The following is a 17,525-nucleotide window of genomic DNA, read 5'->3' as shown; positions in this document are numbered from 1 at the left end:
AACATGGCTTTTACCGAGAAAATGCCAGAATGGCAGGCTGAAGGCATCGAGCCACCGGATTCCAAGAAGCAAGCCGGATGGGACGTCGAAGATAAGCCGCCTGCTGGCTGGTGGAACTGGGTTTGGAATAGGACCTGGAGAGTTTTGAAGGAGATCCGGGAGAAGGCAGCAGAAAAAGAATGGGTCTCGGAACAGATTGCTGGTGTGAAGGTTGAGGTTCCAGACGCCTCCCTGACGCAAAAGGGGATTACGCAGCTATCCAACGCAACGGATGGAACGCGGGAGAACGTGGCATCGACAGAAAAAGCGGCGAAGGCCGCATATGATCGGGGCAGTGCGGGCGTTACTGCGGCAGGGAACGTACAGACGAGCCTTACTGCGCATTTGGCGGATTATGTGCGGCAGCCAGCCTACGCGACTACAGCCGGAACTGCGACTGCTTATACCGTTACGCTTGACCCAGCTCCAGGAACTATATCGGAGGGTTTCGGCATTACAATCGTACCGCACGTTGCTAATGGTGTGAATCCCACGCTTAAGATCGGTTCTCTCGCAGCCATTGCACTTAAGGACCAAAAAGGCGTTGCATATGCAGCGGGTAAACTTCAAGTAGGAAAGCCATATACATTTCGTAAAGTTGGATCGGATTTTTTGGCAGATAGCGGTAGTGGGGCAGAAGGCAATGCTACCGCCGGGGATTTGAGAGCAGGAAAGACAGCAACAAACGAAACTGGTGAGGTTATAACTGGGACACTTGCTGAAAGGACGACGACAACCATAACACCGAGCGAGTCGGCGCAAAACTTTTTATCGGGTATTTATCCGGCATTTATCGTAGGTGCTGCTCCTGATAAAAAAGTACGAATTAACAACATCAGTATTCCGGCAAACAGTTTTTATAACGCCCCTTTGAGTTTCGTCCCAGTTATGGCAGCGCTGGAATTAAGTGGGTCTATTCAAGTTATAGTGAATTCATTGGCTAACGGTGGTGTTGGGTCTAGTAGCAAAAGATTCGGAGACTCGATGGTTTTACAATTTAACGCCCTAAGCTCAGTCATGACTGTTCCTATATATAACAATTCCGCAGTTGCTATATCTGGTGTTAATTTACTAATAATGGGGTGAAAAAATGATTGAATGGATTAGAAAGAATTATACGACAGGAACGATGAATATCCTCGGAGAGTGCATCGTATGGGGAAATGGAATACAGTATTATGGCATCTATACTCCGGTAGATAAATTTATTGAGATGTTCGGAGATGTGATTCAAGCTGCTTTGGACGCCGGTAGGGACGTAAAACAGGCGATCCGTGACAGTGATCCGAATAATGAGAAAGGGTTTAATGAATTATTATAATAAAAAGCACACTGCTTATGGCGAGTGTGCTTTTATATGATGACTAGTTAATTCTATATCCAGCAGACTTTAGATCCGGTTCGTTAAGGTATATTGCTCCGAGTACTTTTTTTGCACGAATTTGATTGCCTTTATAGTCTGCAATAACAGTATTGTCGCCGTCTTTTAAGGTCGAAGCGTTCAATTTGAACATAACCTCTTCACCGTCTTTAACTTCGTAGGCATTCTCAAGATCCTTTTGAGTTTGTACTGTGAGTTTATTCACGGCTTGAAAATCGTAGAAGGTCATCCAGTCGTCTTTCATTTCTGATCTCGAAATAAACGAAATTGTTTTAGTTTGAGGGATGTACTTTGTTGTATACCCCAACAGATCAGCGGTATCACGTACTGGAAGGTAAGTCGTCCCTTTATAAACCAATTGGCTTGGAGGTGAGAGATGCATTGCACCATTAACCATAATTTTAAACTTTCCCCATGTCGCTTGTACTGTGCTTGGGGCAGCAAGTGCCACAGATGTAGAGCCAATCAGCATGCCGAGAGTAAGACCGATAATCATTTTCTTCATTATGTATTCATCTCCTTGTTTAATATCAATACAGTAAGTGTATTACCCAGTTAGTCAGCATTTGACTTGTTTAATTATAAAAATTTGAAATGCCGTTGAAAAAGTGATTATTGCACTAATTTAGACAGGCACAGGGTGTGGTGATAAGGGGCTAGGTGAGTCATTCATTGTAGGATAAGAGCAGTTCATTTTTGCGCATTTGGACCATAATACGCAGCACCACAAGCGCCAATAGGCGTTTTTATTTTGCCCTCGGGAGTGGTCCGGGGGCATCTTTTATACAAAGAGAAAGAGGGGGAAGGGGCATGGAAGAAAAGTTCGGGGGAGCTGCAGCAATTCTTGGAGTCGTAACCGGCTTTTTGTATGGGGGGTGGAACGGGATGATGACCGCACTCTTGGTCTTGGTTGTAATCGACTTTTTAACTGGCTTTATCGCTGCGTGGATCCGGGGCGAACTGCGAAGTATGAAAGGCTATATCGGCATTGCGAAGAAAGTCGGGATATTTATGTTTGTGACAGTCGCGCATGTGATCGACGGTGTTCTAGGGGATATGCACTACCTCAGGGATGCCGTTATCTTCTTTTATATTGCGAATGAGCTTTTGTCCATTATCGAGAACGCAGGGAAGATGGGGGTACCGCTGCCACCGGTGCTAACAAATGCGGTTCTGGTGCTGCAAGAAAAAGCAGGAGGGAAAGGAGCAAATAAAGATGGATCGCAATAAATATACGATCGAACGCCGTTACATCAACAAACGGCAAAACGTTCGGCCCGGCACCCGGTTAACTTCCGGTACGCCGGGCTTTTTGGTTGCTCACGATACAGGCAACCCAGGCGCTTCGGCGGACAACCATTTCACATACTTTCAAAATCTCAAGGACCGGTCAGCATCTGCACAGGTATTTATTGATGACAAAAAGATATTGGAGATCATTCCAACCGGTACCGGGCCGGATCCAGCCGAAAAGGCATGGCATGTCCTTTACAACGTGACTACCGACAATGACCGATATGGAGATGACGCTAACGATATCGCCTTGGGAGTTGAACTGTGCTTTGGCGGTAAGATCAACTTTGCCGAGGCGTATAAGCGCTTTGTGTGGTACATGGCTTTCTGCTGCGACAAGTTCCATATTAATCCTCTGACCCACATTCCAAGCCATAAACAGCTTGATCCGTCCCGAAAATCGGACATCGACCAAGCCTTAGCAACGGGTGGGAAAACGTTGAAGAACTTGATTTACGACATTGCCGCTGAAATGCAGGTAACGCCGCAACCTCCACAGATCGTTTATATGCCTGCATCTGCCGCGAACGAATTGATTGATCTGTATGTATCTCCAGCTTGGTACGCATCGCAAAAAGCAGCTGACGCCGCCGCAATGACGCATTTTCATAATCTTGCAAATAACCTCCGAGTTGCTGCCGGTCTTCCCGTGGTGGATGGTGTGCCAGCCTTGCCCGCCGGGAAGCTGTACAAATCCAATGCGCAGGAAATTATTTTCCGTTGGTTGTCTCCGGCCTGGTACAAGGCCCGGGTAGCGTGTAAACCAGAGAGCATGCAGCATTTTAATAACTTAGCCAATCACCTGCGGCGAGCAGCAGGGATTCCGGCCGAATAAGAGAGGGGAATATATGTGCAAAATGAAGTGTTAACAAGTGTACTTACCTTCGCGTCTGTCCTGGCCGTGTTTGTCTTGGCTGCTGTGCAACTCGTCAAAAAGACGATTAGTATGCCAGCTAACATTGTACCGGCTGTGGGGTTAGTGCTTGGTGCCCTGATCGGTGCAGCTGCATATCCATTTACGGATTTGGATTTGGTATTGAGGCTATGGGCTGGCTGTATTGCTGGCTTGTCTGCCACGGGGCTGTTTGAATTGGCCTTTAGTAGACGGGATGGACATACCAAGGAGTAACTGATGGCCCTGCTGGCTACGCACTTTAAATTTTACGAATTCTCAAGCGCTTGGGAATTTTACAGACAGGCTTCTTAAAATTAAGTTTACAAAATGTCCCAAATCAGTTATCATTCAAGGTACATTAGCGGTAGCACCGCAATGCAAAAGACCCTGCCAGCAAACGCCGGTAGGGTCTTTTCTAGTTTAAATAGTCGATAATATCTCATTCTTTTTAGATTCGAATTCGGCATCCGAAATCACTTTATTTTCATGCAATTTCTTCAACTTCTCCAGTTTTGCAAAGGCATCGTCAGATTGGGATTGAACAGGGGCTGAAGGAGCCTTAGATTGTGCCATAGTTCCACGGATCATCCCTGCCATTTTATCCGATTCTTTATAATCCATATTATCAATGACTGCTTCATTGCCCATTGCCAGCACCTTGATTTTACCTAAACCTAATGGCGGAACCTTCTCATGCTCTATGGATGTAATTTGATTAAAATGAAATTCTTCAGTTTTGGAGCTGAACAAAATTTTGAACATCAGAATGATTCGTGAGCTTGTAACAACAATAATTCCTGATTGCTTGTTGTATCTGCCTTTTGCTACAGCGATTATATTTTCGCCCTCTAGTAATATCTTTGGCAATTCCTTTACTTCAGATTTCTTTGAAAGGGTATTTCCTATCTCCAAAGCTTCTATTTGAGCTTTTATTTCCTCATAATTAGGCATCTAATAAGCACCACCTTTTTAAAGATCATTTTATCAGTTGATGGGGGATAATTCTATGGAAATCAACTACGAAACCGTTCAGGAACAGTAACCTTTCCAAACCTCGATATATCCAATCCCAAGTATTTGCGCATTAATACGGCGCCTTCTGCCCCGATCAGTGACCAGGACAGAAACATATTACCGTGATACCCCCGGCACAAAAACTCTGCCCGAATGCCGTCTTTGAGGTGGGTCTCTTCGTATACTTTAATTCCACGCTTTGAAAAGGCCAGCCGCACACTCGACAAATCCTCTGTGACCGCCTTTAATCCAATCTCAATCAACTCCGCGTATATGTCGGGCGATTTAAATAAACCTGAGTCCGTGATGATATGTAAGTCTCTTTCGTAGGCCGTTAAAATAAGTGGTAAGAGTATGTATCGCTTGACCAGTATTTCATCCGCTGTTGTTATTGCGATCCGCATAGTGTCCACCTCAAAAATACGAACATTTGTTTTTATTATATGCTCCTAAAGTAAAATTATTCAATGGGTAAGGTTTATTATCTCCGATTAAGAAATAGCCCTGCCTTGTAAAAACGGCAGAGCTACCTTCTAACAAATCTTCTAACGAAACTTCTAACGGTATGCAAATATCCTTAAAACCTTATAAGACCTTAAAAAACGAAAACGCCTTATCTAACAACCTTCTAAACCCGTATAAGACCTTGCGAGGCCGTATGGTTTCGCACTCGTAATGCGTAGGCCGGGGGTTCAATTCCCTTCACCAGCATCCTTTAAAAGCCTTACAAACGATCCAGCAATTACAGGGCGCGGTATTCCGGATTTCCGGTACCGCGTCTTTTTTGTTGGATGAGCCGAACTTCTAACATTCTACTAACCTTTAGTTGATTAAGATGGCAGTTCTGGACCTAAGTCTCGGTTGAATTGAATCTAATTCCATCCCCACAGATGCCTGTTTTAGTTAAAGATAGCCGTCAGTCTAGCAAACGATAGTTATCAGTCCATGCCAAATGGTATGTAGACCCGTATGCTGTAGACAAATCTACAGGAGGTGCATATCATTGCATTGTTCAAAAAAGTGCTGCAGACGTAAGATTGTTGTTCACCATCATAAAAATAAAAAACACCGCGTCATTAAAAAAATCGTAAAAGTAAACTGTCCTCCCCCGAAAATCAACGTAACGGCGCCGGCTGGTCCGCAAGGACCGCAAGGTCCTGCAGGTCCACAGGGGCTCCCCGGAATACAAGGTCTTCCTGGAGCACAAGGTCTGCCTGGACTCCAAGGTCCTATAGGTCCTCAAGGCGTACCTGGTCCGCAAGGCGTACCCGGTCCACAAGGTCCTGCAGGCCCTGCCGGAGGCATCGCCTCATTTGCGTTCTTATGCAGCACGGTCGATCAAACCGTTGCCCCAGCCCCTGCTCCTGGAGGCCAAGGCGGCTCCGTCACCTTCAATTCCTCTGACATCATCGGAACGGCAACTTCCTTCACCAGCCCTTCCACCGTCAATATCCTGGAGACCGGTTTCTATAACATCAGTTGGGAAGTGTTTCCGACTGCCGGAAACAGCGCATTCGGCCTGTTCTTCGATCCGGATGCCGCCGGACCGCTGCCTGCCACACTGGTCCCTTGCAGCAACTACGGCTCAGGTGCAGGCAATAACCCTTATCAGGGGCAGGTCGTCGCGCTGTTAACTGCAGGAGGCACCTTGACTTTGAACCGAATCGATAATATGGGCACTCAAACATTGCAGGCCAGCATAGGCGGGGGAACGCCTACGGTCAGCGCTTCAATCGTTATTGAAAAATTGGCCTCAGCCTAAGCAACCTATCGGCTGGACTCCAAAATTTTTAGTAGTATATGCACACGAAATCACTCTGTTACCAATGAAGGGGATTTCCTGGCATTTGGCGGGATTCCGAAAACCCGGCAACGGTTGCGTAGGCCGGGGGTTAAATTCCCTTCACCGGCATCCATACAAAATCGCGGTTCTCCGAATTAGGAGACCGCGATTTTTGTTGGTTACCGTTAGTAAAATACGCTACAGAAATGGATGTCCCTTGATTTCTACTTCTCCTCCGGTCTTTTGATCTGCAGTGGAGGCGGGATCAGCCAGCCCTTTTCCTTGTTCATCTGCAGGATGCGAAGTCCTATGGCAGCCATCGTGGCATGGTATTTTGCAAAAAGTGCACCGATATCTTCCCGGATCGACTGCCCCATCATCTGGCTGCAGGCGACGAGCCCGAGTGACGTATCGGCTGCGACTTTGGCTGCGATCTCCGGATCGGTAAACCGGGCTCCCGCAGGGATGTCCTCGAGTTTCACTTCGGGGCGCTCTGGAAGCGCAGGAGCGGGGGTGATTCCGTTATCCGTCAGCAGCGTGTCGAGTTCCTTCATTTCCAGCTTTGCTTGGTCGATCAGATCGCCAAGAATCTTTTTTAACTCCTTGTCCCCGGCATGGTTCAGGTAAGCCTGATAGCAGGACAACGCCCCTTTTGCCGCCACGGAAGCCGTCCATACGCCGAAAATTTCCCCGTAATGCATGGGATTATCCTTGGGATTACCACTCAAAATACCCATTTTATTCTCTCCTTTAAGCTTTTTTACGCACAGGGATCATTATGTACGGGAAGCTGAATTTTCATGTATCCCTGAAACGCGTGGACTGCCCAGCCTGATGATACAGAGAGGGAAATATTGCAAGGCCTATTCTGAGGCATGGATGTCGATGGTCCAGCGCACACTGGATAGGACACTACATTCAGGAAGCAGGAGGGAAATACATGTATTTTTATAAAGAGGACCTGATCAATTTGATCGTCCCGGACAAGCCTGATCCCGAGGCTGCAAAAGTCATCCAGGAAACGCTGGGAGGACGCTTCGGCGAAATGCGTACGATGATGCAGTTTTTTTTCCAAAGCAACAATTTTCGCGGGAAAGCGATCCAATACCGGGACCTGCTCCGCGGTGTTTTTTTGGAGGAAATCAGTCACGTAGAACTGGTGCAGCACACCATTAACCAACTGCTTACCGGCTCGGGAGCAGAAGGCGCTGGCAACTCGGGCGCTGATGGGGCTCCTCTTGACGAAGCAATTAAGCATGCCAATCCGCACCACTTTATTATGGGGGCTCAAAGCTCGCTCCCGGTTGATGCCGCAGGCAATCCATGGATGGGCAACTATGTGTATGACCACGGCAACCTGGTAAGCAACCTGCTCGACAACCTGGTCCTGGAATCCACTGGCGTTCTCCAAAAGTCGAGAATTTACGAGATGAGCACGAACAAAACGTTCCGCGAAACGCTCGCCTTCCTGATCGTGCGCGATAATGCACACCAGAACGCATTCGCGAAAGCGCTGGAAACGCTTGGTGTGGATTGGGGCAAGCTGTTCCCGGTTCCGAATTATGATATCAATAAGTATCCGGAGTGCCAGAAGTATGTCGATATGGGCTTTCACAATGCGCAGTTCAATTTCCGTTTGGATGACACCCGCATCGGGGAAATCTTCAGCGGACAAACGCCTAGCCGAAACGGTGGGGAATTACGGGTTACGCAGCCTCCGGAAGGATTCCCTGTGCCAATGATGCCAGAGCTCGCTAACGAACACAGCCCGGGCTTGTACGATTTGAACAATTGATCGGAAAAGAGCTTTAAAGCAAGCCTTCCCGGGTGTGCGAATAGGTTGTATCAAAAGCCGCGAGGAACTCCTTTCCCGTGGCTTTTATGCCATCTGCCGTTTCTGCCGATTGCAGCCCATCCAATCCGTGTAAATAACGAATAGGGGAATAGGGAATACTTCCCTGATAGACGCCGTAATTCGTTTGGCACATGAGTTTTACATGCCATGAATTGAATTTGGCAAGCCGTTTGTTCTGGAGGTGAAAGCGATGAGCGACAGTACCATTACGATTCATTTTGTCGGCGGAGAATCCCTCAATATCATATCGGACGATATTCCTGGGGTGATCTCAAGGCTGAAAAGCGAGGATTGGGTTGATCTCAGCGAGCATCACATCAAAACCTCGAGCATTTCCTTTTTTAGCGTGTATGAGCCCGGGTTTAACAAAAATAGCGAAAAACAGATTCCGGATCGCAGTTGAGGCATGGAAAGATCCGAATGGCCCTGATTGATCCAACAGCTTTGGAAGGAAATGCGCATTTCCTTTTCAGGGCTTTTTTCACATTGCCAAGGAAGTTGCATCCGAAGTATAATAAGAACACTTGTTCTCTAAAAAAATACAACGGGAGATGATCATTATGACAAGACGGCATCTATCCCCTATGTCCGCATCAGATTCAACAGGGAATGAACCTGGAACGGCCGCTGCGCTGCTGGAGAAGGAAGACTGGCCGCACATGGAGCGCAAGCTTTCCAGGTCACTTGAAAAGCATGTGAAGGTAAGCCTGACGGTGGTTACGGCGCAGGGAACCAACCAGTTGAGAGGGTTCGTAACGGTGATTAATACATATTTGAGGGAAATCAAACTGCGCGAGGAAGACGACTGGCAGTGGATCCGGTTCGAGGACATCCGCTCGGTGCGGACTTCTGTTTCATAGGATATTTCGTTGCCGTCCACATCTGTTCCCTCGACTAAGGTCCAGGGCGCCCTCTGGACTTCGGCTGGGTGCAGTGCCGGTTTAATTCCGTATAATGAATACCATACATAACCAGTGACTGATGGAGGTATGGGAATGCGGAATGTTTATAAGTGGCTTGCAGGCGGGGCTGTGCTATCGGCCCTGCTTCTTGCAGGCTGTGATGCAGTGAATGACGCTGCGCAGAAGGTCAGGCAGGACGCCCATGAGATTGCGGCTGCTGCGGGAAGCTCGGTCGTGGGAACCGTGAATGACATCGGGGAGCGTCTGAAGAATAGCGGCGAACATATCGAACTGTCCGCTGAACGCGAGCTCGGATCCGAAACCGTGCTGCAGGTGGATCATAAGGTAGGAAGCATTAAGGTAGGGCTGACGACCGGGAATACGGCTTCGGTGAAGACGACGATCTGGTTTATGAACGAGAAATCGTATCAGAACATCGTGGAACAGGCGGAGACCTCTTTGGTGGCTGGCAACGGCAAATTGGAGGTCGTGACGAATCCGAAGGGCAGCCCTGAGGAGAATATATGGGACTGGGCGCAGTCCAAATACGGTTACTCCGAAATGATGATCGATTACGAGATACAGGTTCCCGCATCGATCACGGGGTTTGAAATCAGAAATGACGTAGGCGGCATTACGATGACGAACCTCAGCGGAATATATGCGGTGAGTAACCAGGTAGGCGAAATCGTGGTTACGGGCGCCCATATTCAAGGCAGCTCCAGTATCGAATCGGAGGCGGGCAGCGTTCAGCTGGCCATCGGCGATATGGGGAAGGACAGTACGCTTAAAGCCAAGACCAAAGTAGGAAGCATCCATGCGAGTCTCTCAGATACCCTTGCTTGCACGCTGAAGCTGGATAGTGAGCTAGGCATCGTCTCAGGGGCTCCCAAAGGCAGCAGCGACATCAACGGAGGAGGTCCGCTGATCACACTCTCGTCTTCGGTCGGGGCGATTTCCATTGAGTAAGGCATACAATGAGCGAAGTTGGCGGCGGATATATTAATGGATCGATAAGGAGCTCTCGTACCTGATGAGGTACGGGGGCTTTTTTTAGATGTTTTGGGGATGGAACGCAAAAAGCCTGCGGATGAGCGGGCCGCAAGCTTTTTGCCGAGCAAGGGGGAAGTTTGGGTGAAGCCTGAGGTTGGCGGAGAAACGAAAATGTGTTATACCATCTTCGTTTCTACTAATATATTCAGAAGGTTCAGGAAGTTTCGTGATAGAAACAGCGGGAGAAACGCTCATTTCCTGCGGGAATCCGGGCCGTTCATCTTTTGTGCTCTCCCGTTCGCCGGAGCATGCTCTATGCCGCGCCTTCATCTCATAATAGTAAAGAAGGAGAAGGATCCAATAGAAAAAGAGCATAAATCGGCCCTTTAACCGCTTACATAGTGTTTGGGAATTGCCCCATTCATGCTTATAATGTAAAAAGTGAAAAATCGGACCCGGCAAACCTGAGAGTGGGGAGCCATGAGCAAGGCATGACAGTCAAAGAAAGACGAGCGGATATTTAGCAGGCAAAACATCATCAAAGGGGTTGTTTCTTTGTTTTTAAATTGGATCAAACAAGGCTTTTTTAGCAATGTCAGAAGAGATATATTATCGGGCTTGACCGTTGCCTTCGCGCTTATTCCGGAGGCGATCGCCTTTTCCCTGATGGCGGGGGTGGACCCGATGGTGGGCCTTTACGCATCGTTTCTGATCGCAGTTTCGATTTCGTTCTTCGGGGGCCGTCCGGGGATGATTTCGGCGGCGACGGGGGCCATGGCCTCACTGATGGGACCGATCGTCGCGAAGTACGGGATTGAATATCTGTTCGCGACGACCGTATTGACGGGGATTCTGCAGTGGATCATGGGTGCCCTGAAATTCGGGAGATTCATCAGTTTCGTGCCGCAGCCGGTCATTGTAGGCTTCGTCAACTCGCTGGCCATCGTCATTTTCATGGCGCAGCTTCCGAACTTCGTTGATGCGACGTGGGTCATGTACCTGCTGGTTGCCGGTACGCTGCTGATTATCTATTTGTTCCCGCTGCTCACCAAGGCGCTGCCTTCGGCTCTGGTTGCGATCATCATCATGACGATCGTGTCGGTGCTGACGCATGCTGATGTCAAGACGGTGGGAGATATGGGGGCCATTACCCAAACGCTGCCTTCCTTCCACGTTCCGTCCGTCTCGTTATCGTTCCATCTGCTTCTGACCGTACTTCCGTATGCGTTGGCTTTGGCGGTGGTAGGCATGACGGAATCGCTGCTGACGGCCAATCTGGTGGACGAGCTGACGGATACAAGCAGCAATAAGAACCGCGAGATCAAAGGCCAGGGCATCGCCAACATCATCACGGGCTTTTTTGGCGGGATGGCAGGCTGCGCGATGATTGGACAGACCGTGATCAATGTTAAATCAGGCGGCCGGTCCCGGCTTTCGACTTTCGTGGCGGGCGTGTTCCTGCTGTTTCTGATTATCGTGCTGGGCAGCGTAGTGAGGGTCATACCGATGGCTGCACTAGTGGGCGTCATGGTCATGGTTTCGGTCGGCACCTTTGACTGGCATTCCCTGAGGACGCTGCATAAGGTACCGTTCGGCGATACGGTTGTGATGGTCATCACGGTAGCGATCGTCGTAGCCACCTCGAATTTGGCGCTGGGCGTTATGACGGGCGTCATTCTGAGCGCGCTCCGCTTCGGCTGGAAAATGTCACGGATTCGTGCTTCTGCCGGCCTCGGTGACAAAGGGATCAAGGTATACGTTATCGAAGGACAGCTATTCTTCGGTACGATGTCGCATTTCGTCCAGCTGTTCGATTATCAGAATGATCCGGAGCAAATTGCTATCGATTTCAGCCGCTCGCATCTGTGGGATCAATCAGCCACGAACGCATTGTCGAAAGTGATCGATAAGTACGAGGCATTGGGAAAACGCGTTTCCGTACGGGGCGTTAATTCCGAAAGCCAGCGGATCATGGATAAAATCGGACTTACCATAGATTCATCCCATTCATAGGTCACATGCCAAAAGGCAGTTTCCGGTTCTAACGGAAGCCGCCTTTTTCGTCTGTTTCAAACGTGCACACAAACTTACTTTACAGAAGACTGCATCTTCTCGTACAGATTAAAGCCAGTGTCCGATTGGCCTCTATATTCAAAACCGGCTCCGCTATAGAGGCGGTTAAGTGCGGGTACGGAGGCGATGCAGTCGAGTCGGACGCGGTCCTTGCCGGGAAAACGGACGCCCTGCTCAGCCCACTGCAGGATCGAATCTCCGAGATGTCTGCCGCCGAAGTCTCGGTTAATGGCAAGTCTGTGCAAATAAACGGCCGGCTCGTGATCTTGATCCCCCCATAATTGACGGTCCCATTCGCTTGCATGCTGCTGCAAGATAACCATTCCGGCGAGGGTCTCGTCCTGCTTGAAGATGAACACATCACCGCGCTCGATAGCAAAGGCTACTCCATGGCGGTCCTCGCCTGCAAGCAGTTCATGCCATTGTTTGGACCCCTTGCTCTGCAGCCAGGCCGCGGCCTGGACCATCAGGGCTTGCACCGCCTCCTTGTCCTCCGGTTTCGCTTGAAAGGCGCGGATGCCTGGCTGTATTTCCTCTATTAAGATGCTGCATCTTGTGGTATTCCTATTCATCGATTCACCCTCCGTCTTCATATGCTTCTATTGTAGAAACGGAGAGGACAAGACGCAATGCCAAGATCCGGGCTCATCTTTTTCTGTCAAGAAAAGCGCGCCCGTACAGGCCGCCCCCCGTTGACCGGCATTGTATAGAAGGAGGAGGGAAAGGGGGTGAAGGAGGATGAGAAAAGCGGATTTTATTGCCCGGATCGCCCCGCTGGCAGCAGCGGACCAGCAAAAGACCGGGGTTCCGGCCTCGCTTACGATCGCCCAGGCAGCCCTTGAGTCCTCGTGGGGCGGAAGCGGACTTGCGGTGAAAGCGAACAACCTGTTCGGAATCAAGGGAGAAGGTCCGGCCGGCAGCATTCGGATGCAAACCTCGGAGTATGTAAGGGGAGCCATGGTTCAAATTTATGCGTATTTTCGTATGTATCACAGCTGGGCAGAGTCGATTCAGGATCATTCCCGCCTAATCGTGAAGGGAGTCGCCGGGGATGCCCGGTATGCGGGAGCGCTGCATGCGGACGGGAAAACAGCTGCAAGGGTCGTGGCTAAGGCCGGTTATGCAACGGACCCCCGCTATGCGGATAAACTCATTCTAATCATGGACCAATATGGCTTATATCAATACGATGCCAAGCCGGAGGAGGGGGAAGCGATGACCAAGGAAGAGAAGGCGGCCTTCGAAGCGCTGCAGGCGACCGTAATGAGACAGGCCGAGTGGATGAAGCAGCAGGAGGGCCTGTTGAACATGCCCTGCCCTGTTTGGGCAAAGGATGCCTACGAGTTCTACAAGCCGTTTATTTCCGATGATAAGGGAAGTTATGATTATTGGCGCCAGCTCGTAATCCAGTATCGGTATGAGAACGGCATACGGGTGAATCCGTCCGACGGTTCTAAGTAAGAACCGATGATGACCGGACGACAATAATCCCTGCGGACCGCGATCCGTCAGGGATTGTTCGTTTTACTCCCGGATGGTGACCCGGGTTCCTACCGGAACGTAAGGCGAAAGGTCGAGCACATCTTCGTTATGCATCCGGATGCAGCCATGAGAAACCTCGTGTCCGATCGAATCGGGGTCATTGGTTCCGTGAATGCCGTAATGCGGTTTGGAAAGGCCCATCCAGAGCACTCCGAAGGGTCCTCCCGGATTCTCCTGTTTGTTAATGATCCGGAATTCTCCCGTCGGCGTACTGGTCAGCATTTTGCCGATGCCGACAGGATAGGCTTTGGTGACCGTATCTCCGTCCAGTAGATACAGCTTACGGTCGGAAAGGTCGACGATAATCCGGTAATCGGGCATTTGCATCACTCCTCATGTTCAGAGTATGTCAATCATGCGAAGAACGTATCTCTGAATACAACGAATTGATGAAAAGTAGATTGGCGGAGAGAAGGCCTGTAAATGGACAACCCCCGGGAAAACTGCTTGTCGCAGTTCGCCCGGGGGTCTATTGGTTTAACGTAATTTGGTCTGGCGCAGCATGACGCCAACTATTTAACCCCTGACAGCCTGATGAGCGGCTGCAGCCGGTTCCTGGTTCTTGTTGTGTGTTGGTAAACAGAATAATGACATTTCTAAAACAACAAAAGCCCTGCCTCTCTTTTGTCCTTGCGGCTCCGATGACCGCGCCAGTGTGAATCAGAATCTCGTCTTTACATAAACTCATACTTCGTTTGGGTTATTCAAAATAGGAATTTAAAACTTCGTGGTCACGAAGGGTTATTCTTCTTGCGAGGAACGAAAAAGGGGTTAAATTGAACTTACAATATCTAATAATATCATAGATGTAACAAAATGGCAAGTGAATGAACCGTGAAGAGGACAAAGTGCATATAAAAACGCAAAAAACGAAACGTTTCATGATATTATTGTCACAATTTTCCGCCTTTCGGCCGATATTTATAGTAGTATTGCACCATATTAATGAACTGAAGAAAAAGGAAGGCTCTGTTGTATGAATACCGAATCAGCCTGTCCGGGGGCAAAGAAGCTGTACCGGTCATTTCTGAACAAGTTGGTGCGTAATTATTTGATTGGATCCTTGCTGGCCGTCCTGGTGGTAGGGAGCACGATCGTCTTGACGACACTGGACGTACCTCCCGACGAGTATACACGTCTTGTATTCATTCTGCTGACTTCACTCGTGATTATGGTCGTAATGGAGCTGATTGTCTTCTCGCGGCATCTGCGGCCCATTCGGCAGGGGCTTCTTACGCCGGGCGCCGACTTGGCGATCCTAAGGCAAGCCTATATTCAGACGCATCGGCTGCCGATGCTGTCCGTATACCGTATTCTTGTGCCGCATTTGCTTGGCCTTTCCGTTCCGGCGGTATTGATTACGGCCTGGATGCTGGAGCGTGGGCTGCTGAACTTCCCTGCATTTTATTTGGCAGTGGCGGCTATGGGAGCGTTTTTGATTGCTGGCATGCATGCCATGTATGATTTCTTCCTGACCGGCGCTGCCATCCGTCCGCTGCTGATGGAACTGAAAATGCAGGCAGCAGAGAGATTCGGGGTGGAACTGGATGCAGGTGGTCATGTATTTCTGTCGATCCGTCCGAAGTTTCTGATCAGCGGAATGCTGATGGGAATTTCGCCGCTGCTGTTGTTCAGCCTGGCAGCGCAAATCCGCCTAAAGAGTATGGACAGCGCCATGTTTCAGAATTATTGGGGATGGGCCAGTCTTATCCTGTTGATCGACATCGCTTTTGCCTACACGGGAGCACGGCTCATCACGCAGGACGTCGAGCGTCCGATCTCCAAGCTTTATGATGCGATGAACGACGTCAAGGAAGGGCGAATGACCAAGGTTCATAACATTTATTCGGATGAATTTTCGAAGCTTGTCGCCGGATTCAACATGATGGTTGATGCCCTGCACACGCGCGAGGCGCAAAGTCAGGCAATGCTGGACAGCTATTTCGTGACGCTCGCTGTAGCCCTGGATGCCCGCGATCCTTATACGGCCGGACATTCGCTCCGGGTCGCTGAGTATTCGGAGCTGATCGGAAGGCTGTGCGGGATGTCGCCGGATGACCTTATGATCATCCGCAAATCGGCGCTCCTGCATGATATCGGCAAAATCGGTGTTCGCGACACCGTGCTGCTGAAGGAAGGCAGGCTGACAGACGAGGAGTTCGATCAGATCAAGCTCCATCCGGGCCTTGGAGAGAATATTCTTCTTCAAATCGAGCCGAAGGATGCGATGGCTGTGCTGCTGCCCGGCGTGCGCTCACACCATGAGCGGTACGACGGGAAGGGGTATCCGGACGGTCTTGCCGGGGAAGATATACCGGTATTGGGGCGGATTATCGCCGTCGCCGATGCGTATGACGCAATGACGTCCGACCGACCTTACCGCAAAGGCATGGCATCGCAGGTTGCCCTCCTGATTCTGGATGAGGGGAGAGGAACCCAATGGGACCCGGTGTTTGCGAAGGTATTCGTTGAGCATATGCGCAAGCAGCAGCCCTCCATCCCGAAACACGGAGCATGAACGAAAGCATGGTCCTTCAAGAAGGAAAGCGTCCGCCGGAAACGGCGGACGCTTTTTCGGTATATTGGAGGGATGACCTGAGTTAAAGGTTGGATTAATGCATGTGATCTTCCGACATGCCGGACATGGCATCAGAGGGAGCAGCAGGCATGGATGGAGTCGCTAACAGGGTGGTGATCATTTTGTGAAATTCGTAACAAATAATGATTTTCATCGACTTCGCTCATTGAAGCTTGGGGAGAACACAGCTATAATGGGGGCATCTAAGATTTGAAACTTTAAAAACTAAGGGAGTTGCGGGCTATGAAACGTGGAGACCTGCTGCTTGTTTCCGGGATATTGGCTGCCGCTCTGCTGGTGATGGTGCCAAGATGGGTTCAAGGCGGTCAAATAAGTGAAAAAAATCACAATAATACAAAAACAGCTGTCATCAAGGTGGAGGGCGAGGTGTACCGGACCGTTAAGCTGACTAAAGAAGAGCAGACGATCGAAATCCGCACCGACCGCGGCTATAACCTGCTGAAAGTTCACGATTACGGCATTGAGATGGCGGAAGCTGATTGTCCGGATGAAGTGTGTCTGACCTTCGGTTTCCGAAGCAGGCAGGGGGATACCATCGTCTGCCTGCCGCACAGAGTGATCGTAGAAATCGAGGGTACAAGCGGAAGCGGGGAAGGAGGGGGAACCGATGCCGTTATCTGATGATGAAGCCTCGGCTGTGCTGAAAAAAACGGTGATGATCGCGATTTTTGCCGCAGTGGCCGTGGTGCTCAGCATTGCCGAATCGATGATTCCGGTCAACATCCAGATCCCGGGCGCGAAGCTGGGGCTTGCCAACATCATGATTCTGACCTGTCTGTATTTTCTGAAGGCGAGGGACGCGCTCACGCTGGTGGTGCTTAAGACAATTCTGACCGCATTTATTTTTGGAACCTTTTCCAGCCTGCTGTTCAGCCTGTTCGGGTCACTGCTCAGCTTTGTGGTCATGGCACTGCTTATGAAGCTCGGACGGCGTCAATTCAGCCTGATCGGTATCAGCATCGCGGGGGGCATCGCCCACAATATCGGCCAGCTGGCGGCAGCCTCTATCGTCTTTTCGACCTTGAATATCTTCTATTATTTGCCCGCCCTGCTGATCAGCGGCATTGCAACGGGCATCCTGGTCGGGATCGCCGTCAAGTATCTGGTCCCGTCATTATCACGGCTGGCCTTGTTCAATGCATTCCAGAAGAGCTGA

21 protein-coding genes are annotated in these 17,525 nt (G+C 49.8%); 15 read left to right on the top strand and 6 right to left on the bottom strand.

The features are described from left to right. Positions 1-3 precede the first annotated feature (3 nt). Both ACTHPM_RS19020 and ACTHPM_RS19015 read left to right on the top strand, forming a co-directional pair. Positions 4-1,125, top strand: a complete 1,122-nt coding sequence (locus tag ACTHPM_RS19020; protein WP_440397205.1) for a phage tail protein — start codon at positions 4-6, stop codon at positions 1,123-1,125. Between the two features lie 4 nt (positions 1,126-1,129). Beyond that, the gene (locus ACTHPM_RS19015; RefSeq protein WP_440397206.1) at positions 1,130-1,360 is read left to right on the top strand and encodes a hypothetical protein; all 231 of its coding nucleotides are present in this window, start codon (positions 1,130-1,132) and stop codon (positions 1,358-1,360) included. A gap of 43 nt (positions 1,361-1,403) precedes the next feature. Here ACTHPM_RS19015 and ACTHPM_RS19010 read toward each other — a convergent pair whose 3' ends face one another. Next, positions 1,404-1,925, bottom strand: coding sequence for a hypothetical protein (locus ACTHPM_RS19010; protein ID WP_440397207.1), 522 nt, complete (start codon positions 1,923-1,925; stop codon positions 1,404-1,406). Between the two features lie 305 nt (positions 1,926-2,230). Here ACTHPM_RS19010 and ACTHPM_RS19005 point away from each other — a divergent pair, with 305 nt between their 5' ends. Genes ACTHPM_RS19005 through ACTHPM_RS18995 form a run of 3 tightly spaced genes read left to right on the top strand, consistent with a single transcriptional unit; the run spans position 2,231 to position 3,842 of the window. Continuing rightward, entirely contained in the window at positions 2,231-2,650 is a 420-nt protein-coding gene (locus ACTHPM_RS19005; RefSeq protein ID WP_440397208.1) for a phage holin family protein, read from the top strand. Continuing rightward, a complete protein-coding gene (locus tag ACTHPM_RS19000) occupies positions 2,637-3,548 on the top strand; it encodes a peptidoglycan recognition protein family protein (RefSeq protein ID WP_440397209.1) in 912 nt (303 codons plus the stop codon). Before ACTHPM_RS19005 ends, ACTHPM_RS19000 begins: the two co-directional genes overlap by 14 nt. Positions 3,549-3,563: 15 nt before the next feature. Beyond that, complete coding sequence (locus ACTHPM_RS18995; RefSeq protein ID WP_440397210.1) at positions 3,564-3,842, top strand: holin; 279 nt, start codon at positions 3,564-3,566, stop codon at positions 3,840-3,842. Between the two features lie 186 nt (positions 3,843-4,028). Here the strand turns inward: ACTHPM_RS18995 and ACTHPM_RS18990 are convergent, their stop codons facing one another. Beyond that, positions 4,029-4,559: a PH domain-containing protein gene (locus ACTHPM_RS18990; RefSeq protein WP_440397211.1), complete on the bottom strand. Its 531-nt coding sequence runs from the start codon at positions 4,557-4,559 to the stop codon at positions 4,029-4,031. Positions 4,560-4,621: 62 nt separating this feature from the next. Next, entirely contained in the window at positions 4,622-5,026 is a 405-nt protein-coding gene (locus ACTHPM_RS18985; RefSeq protein ID WP_440397212.1) for a hypothetical protein, read from the bottom strand. Between the two features lie 599 nt (positions 5,027-5,625). Between ACTHPM_RS18985 and ACTHPM_RS18980 the strand changes: the two genes are divergently transcribed. Next, positions 5,626-6,384 carry a collagen-like protein gene (locus ACTHPM_RS18980; RefSeq protein WP_440397213.1) on the top strand — a complete coding sequence of 253 codons (759 nt, stop codon included), beginning with the start codon at positions 5,626-5,628 and terminating at the stop codon, positions 6,382-6,384. A 245-nt stretch (positions 6,385-6,629) separates the two neighbouring features. Here ACTHPM_RS18980 and ACTHPM_RS18975 read toward each other — a convergent pair whose 3' ends face one another. Next, complete coding sequence (locus tag ACTHPM_RS18975; RefSeq protein ID WP_440397214.1) at positions 6,630-7,142, bottom strand: DUF3231 family protein; 513 nt, start codon at positions 7,140-7,142, stop codon at positions 6,630-6,632. A 203-nt stretch (positions 7,143-7,345) separates the two neighbouring features. Here ACTHPM_RS18975 and ACTHPM_RS18970 point away from each other — a divergent pair, with 203 nt between their 5' ends. The 5 genes from ACTHPM_RS18970 (at position 7,346) to ACTHPM_RS18950 (ending at position 12,168) form a co-directional block, all read left to right on the top strand. Continuing rightward, entirely contained in the window at positions 7,346-8,200 is an 855-nt protein-coding gene (locus tag ACTHPM_RS18970; RefSeq protein ID WP_440397215.1) for a manganese catalase family protein, read from the top strand. Positions 8,201-8,450: 250 nt separating this feature from the next. Beyond that, entirely contained in the window at positions 8,451-8,663 is a 213-nt protein-coding gene (locus ACTHPM_RS18965) for a hypothetical protein (protein WP_440397216.1), read from the top strand. 181 nt (positions 8,664-8,844) lie between these two features. After that, positions 8,845-9,120, top strand: a complete 276-nt coding sequence (locus ACTHPM_RS18960; protein WP_440397217.1) for a YolD-like family protein — start codon at positions 8,845-8,847, stop codon at positions 9,118-9,120. Positions 9,121-9,255: 135 nt separating this feature from the next. Next, on the top strand, positions 9,256-10,131 hold the full coding sequence (locus ACTHPM_RS18955) for a DUF4097 family beta strand repeat-containing protein (protein WP_440397218.1): 876 nt from the start codon (positions 9,256-9,258) through the stop codon (positions 10,129-10,131). 579 nt (positions 10,132-10,710) lie between these two features. After that, positions 10,711-12,168: a SulP family inorganic anion transporter gene (locus tag ACTHPM_RS18950; protein ID WP_440397220.1), complete on the top strand. Its 1,458-nt coding sequence runs from the start codon at positions 10,711-10,713 to the stop codon at positions 12,166-12,168. A 74-nt stretch (positions 12,169-12,242) separates the two neighbouring features. On the opposite strand, the gene ACTHPM_RS18945 is transcribed toward ACTHPM_RS18950, so the two are convergent. After that, positions 12,243-12,800, bottom strand: a complete 558-nt coding sequence (locus ACTHPM_RS18945; RefSeq protein ID WP_440397221.1) for a GNAT family N-acetyltransferase — start codon at positions 12,798-12,800, stop codon at positions 12,243-12,245. Between the two features lie 166 nt (positions 12,801-12,966). On the opposite strand from ACTHPM_RS18945, the gene ACTHPM_RS18940 reads away from it, so the two are divergent. Next, the gene (locus tag ACTHPM_RS18940; protein ID WP_440397222.1) at positions 12,967-13,689 is read left to right on the top strand and encodes a glycoside hydrolase family 73 protein; all 723 of its coding nucleotides are present in this window, start codon (positions 12,967-12,969) and stop codon (positions 13,687-13,689) included. Positions 13,690-13,752: 63 nt separating this feature from the next. On the opposite strand, the gene ACTHPM_RS18935 is transcribed toward ACTHPM_RS18940, so the two are convergent. Beyond that, positions 13,753-14,091, bottom strand: a complete 339-nt coding sequence (locus ACTHPM_RS18935; protein WP_440397223.1) for a L,D-transpeptidase — start codon at positions 14,089-14,091, stop codon at positions 13,753-13,755. Positions 14,092-14,746: 655 nt separating this feature from the next. Between ACTHPM_RS18935 and ACTHPM_RS18930 the strand changes: the two genes are divergently transcribed. The 3 genes from ACTHPM_RS18930 (at position 14,747) to ACTHPM_RS18920 (ending at position 17,525) form a co-directional block, all read left to right on the top strand. Next, positions 14,747-16,288: an HD domain-containing phosphohydrolase gene (locus ACTHPM_RS18930; protein ID WP_440397224.1), complete on the top strand. Its 1,542-nt coding sequence runs from the start codon at positions 14,747-14,749 to the stop codon at positions 16,286-16,288. 303 nt (positions 16,289-16,591) lie between these two features. Further along, positions 16,592-16,990 carry a NusG domain II-containing protein gene (locus tag ACTHPM_RS18925; RefSeq protein WP_440397225.1) on the top strand — a complete coding sequence of 133 codons (399 nt, stop codon included), beginning with the start codon at positions 16,592-16,594 and terminating at the stop codon, positions 16,988-16,990. Then, positions 16,977-17,525 carry a Gx transporter family protein gene (locus tag ACTHPM_RS18920; protein ID WP_440397226.1) on the top strand — a complete coding sequence of 183 codons (549 nt, stop codon included), beginning with the start codon at positions 16,977-16,979 and terminating at the stop codon, positions 17,523-17,525. The genes ACTHPM_RS18925 and ACTHPM_RS18920 overlap by 14 nt, the downstream gene beginning before the upstream one ends.

Source organism: Paenibacillus sp. SAFN-054 (assembly GCF_051966755.1).
GTDB lineage: Bacteria > Bacillota > Bacilli > Paenibacillales > Paenibacillaceae > Paenibacillus_AQ.
The sequence above is the reverse complement of the archived record's forward strand: the minus strand, read 5'-3'. Positions and strand labels throughout refer to the sequence as shown.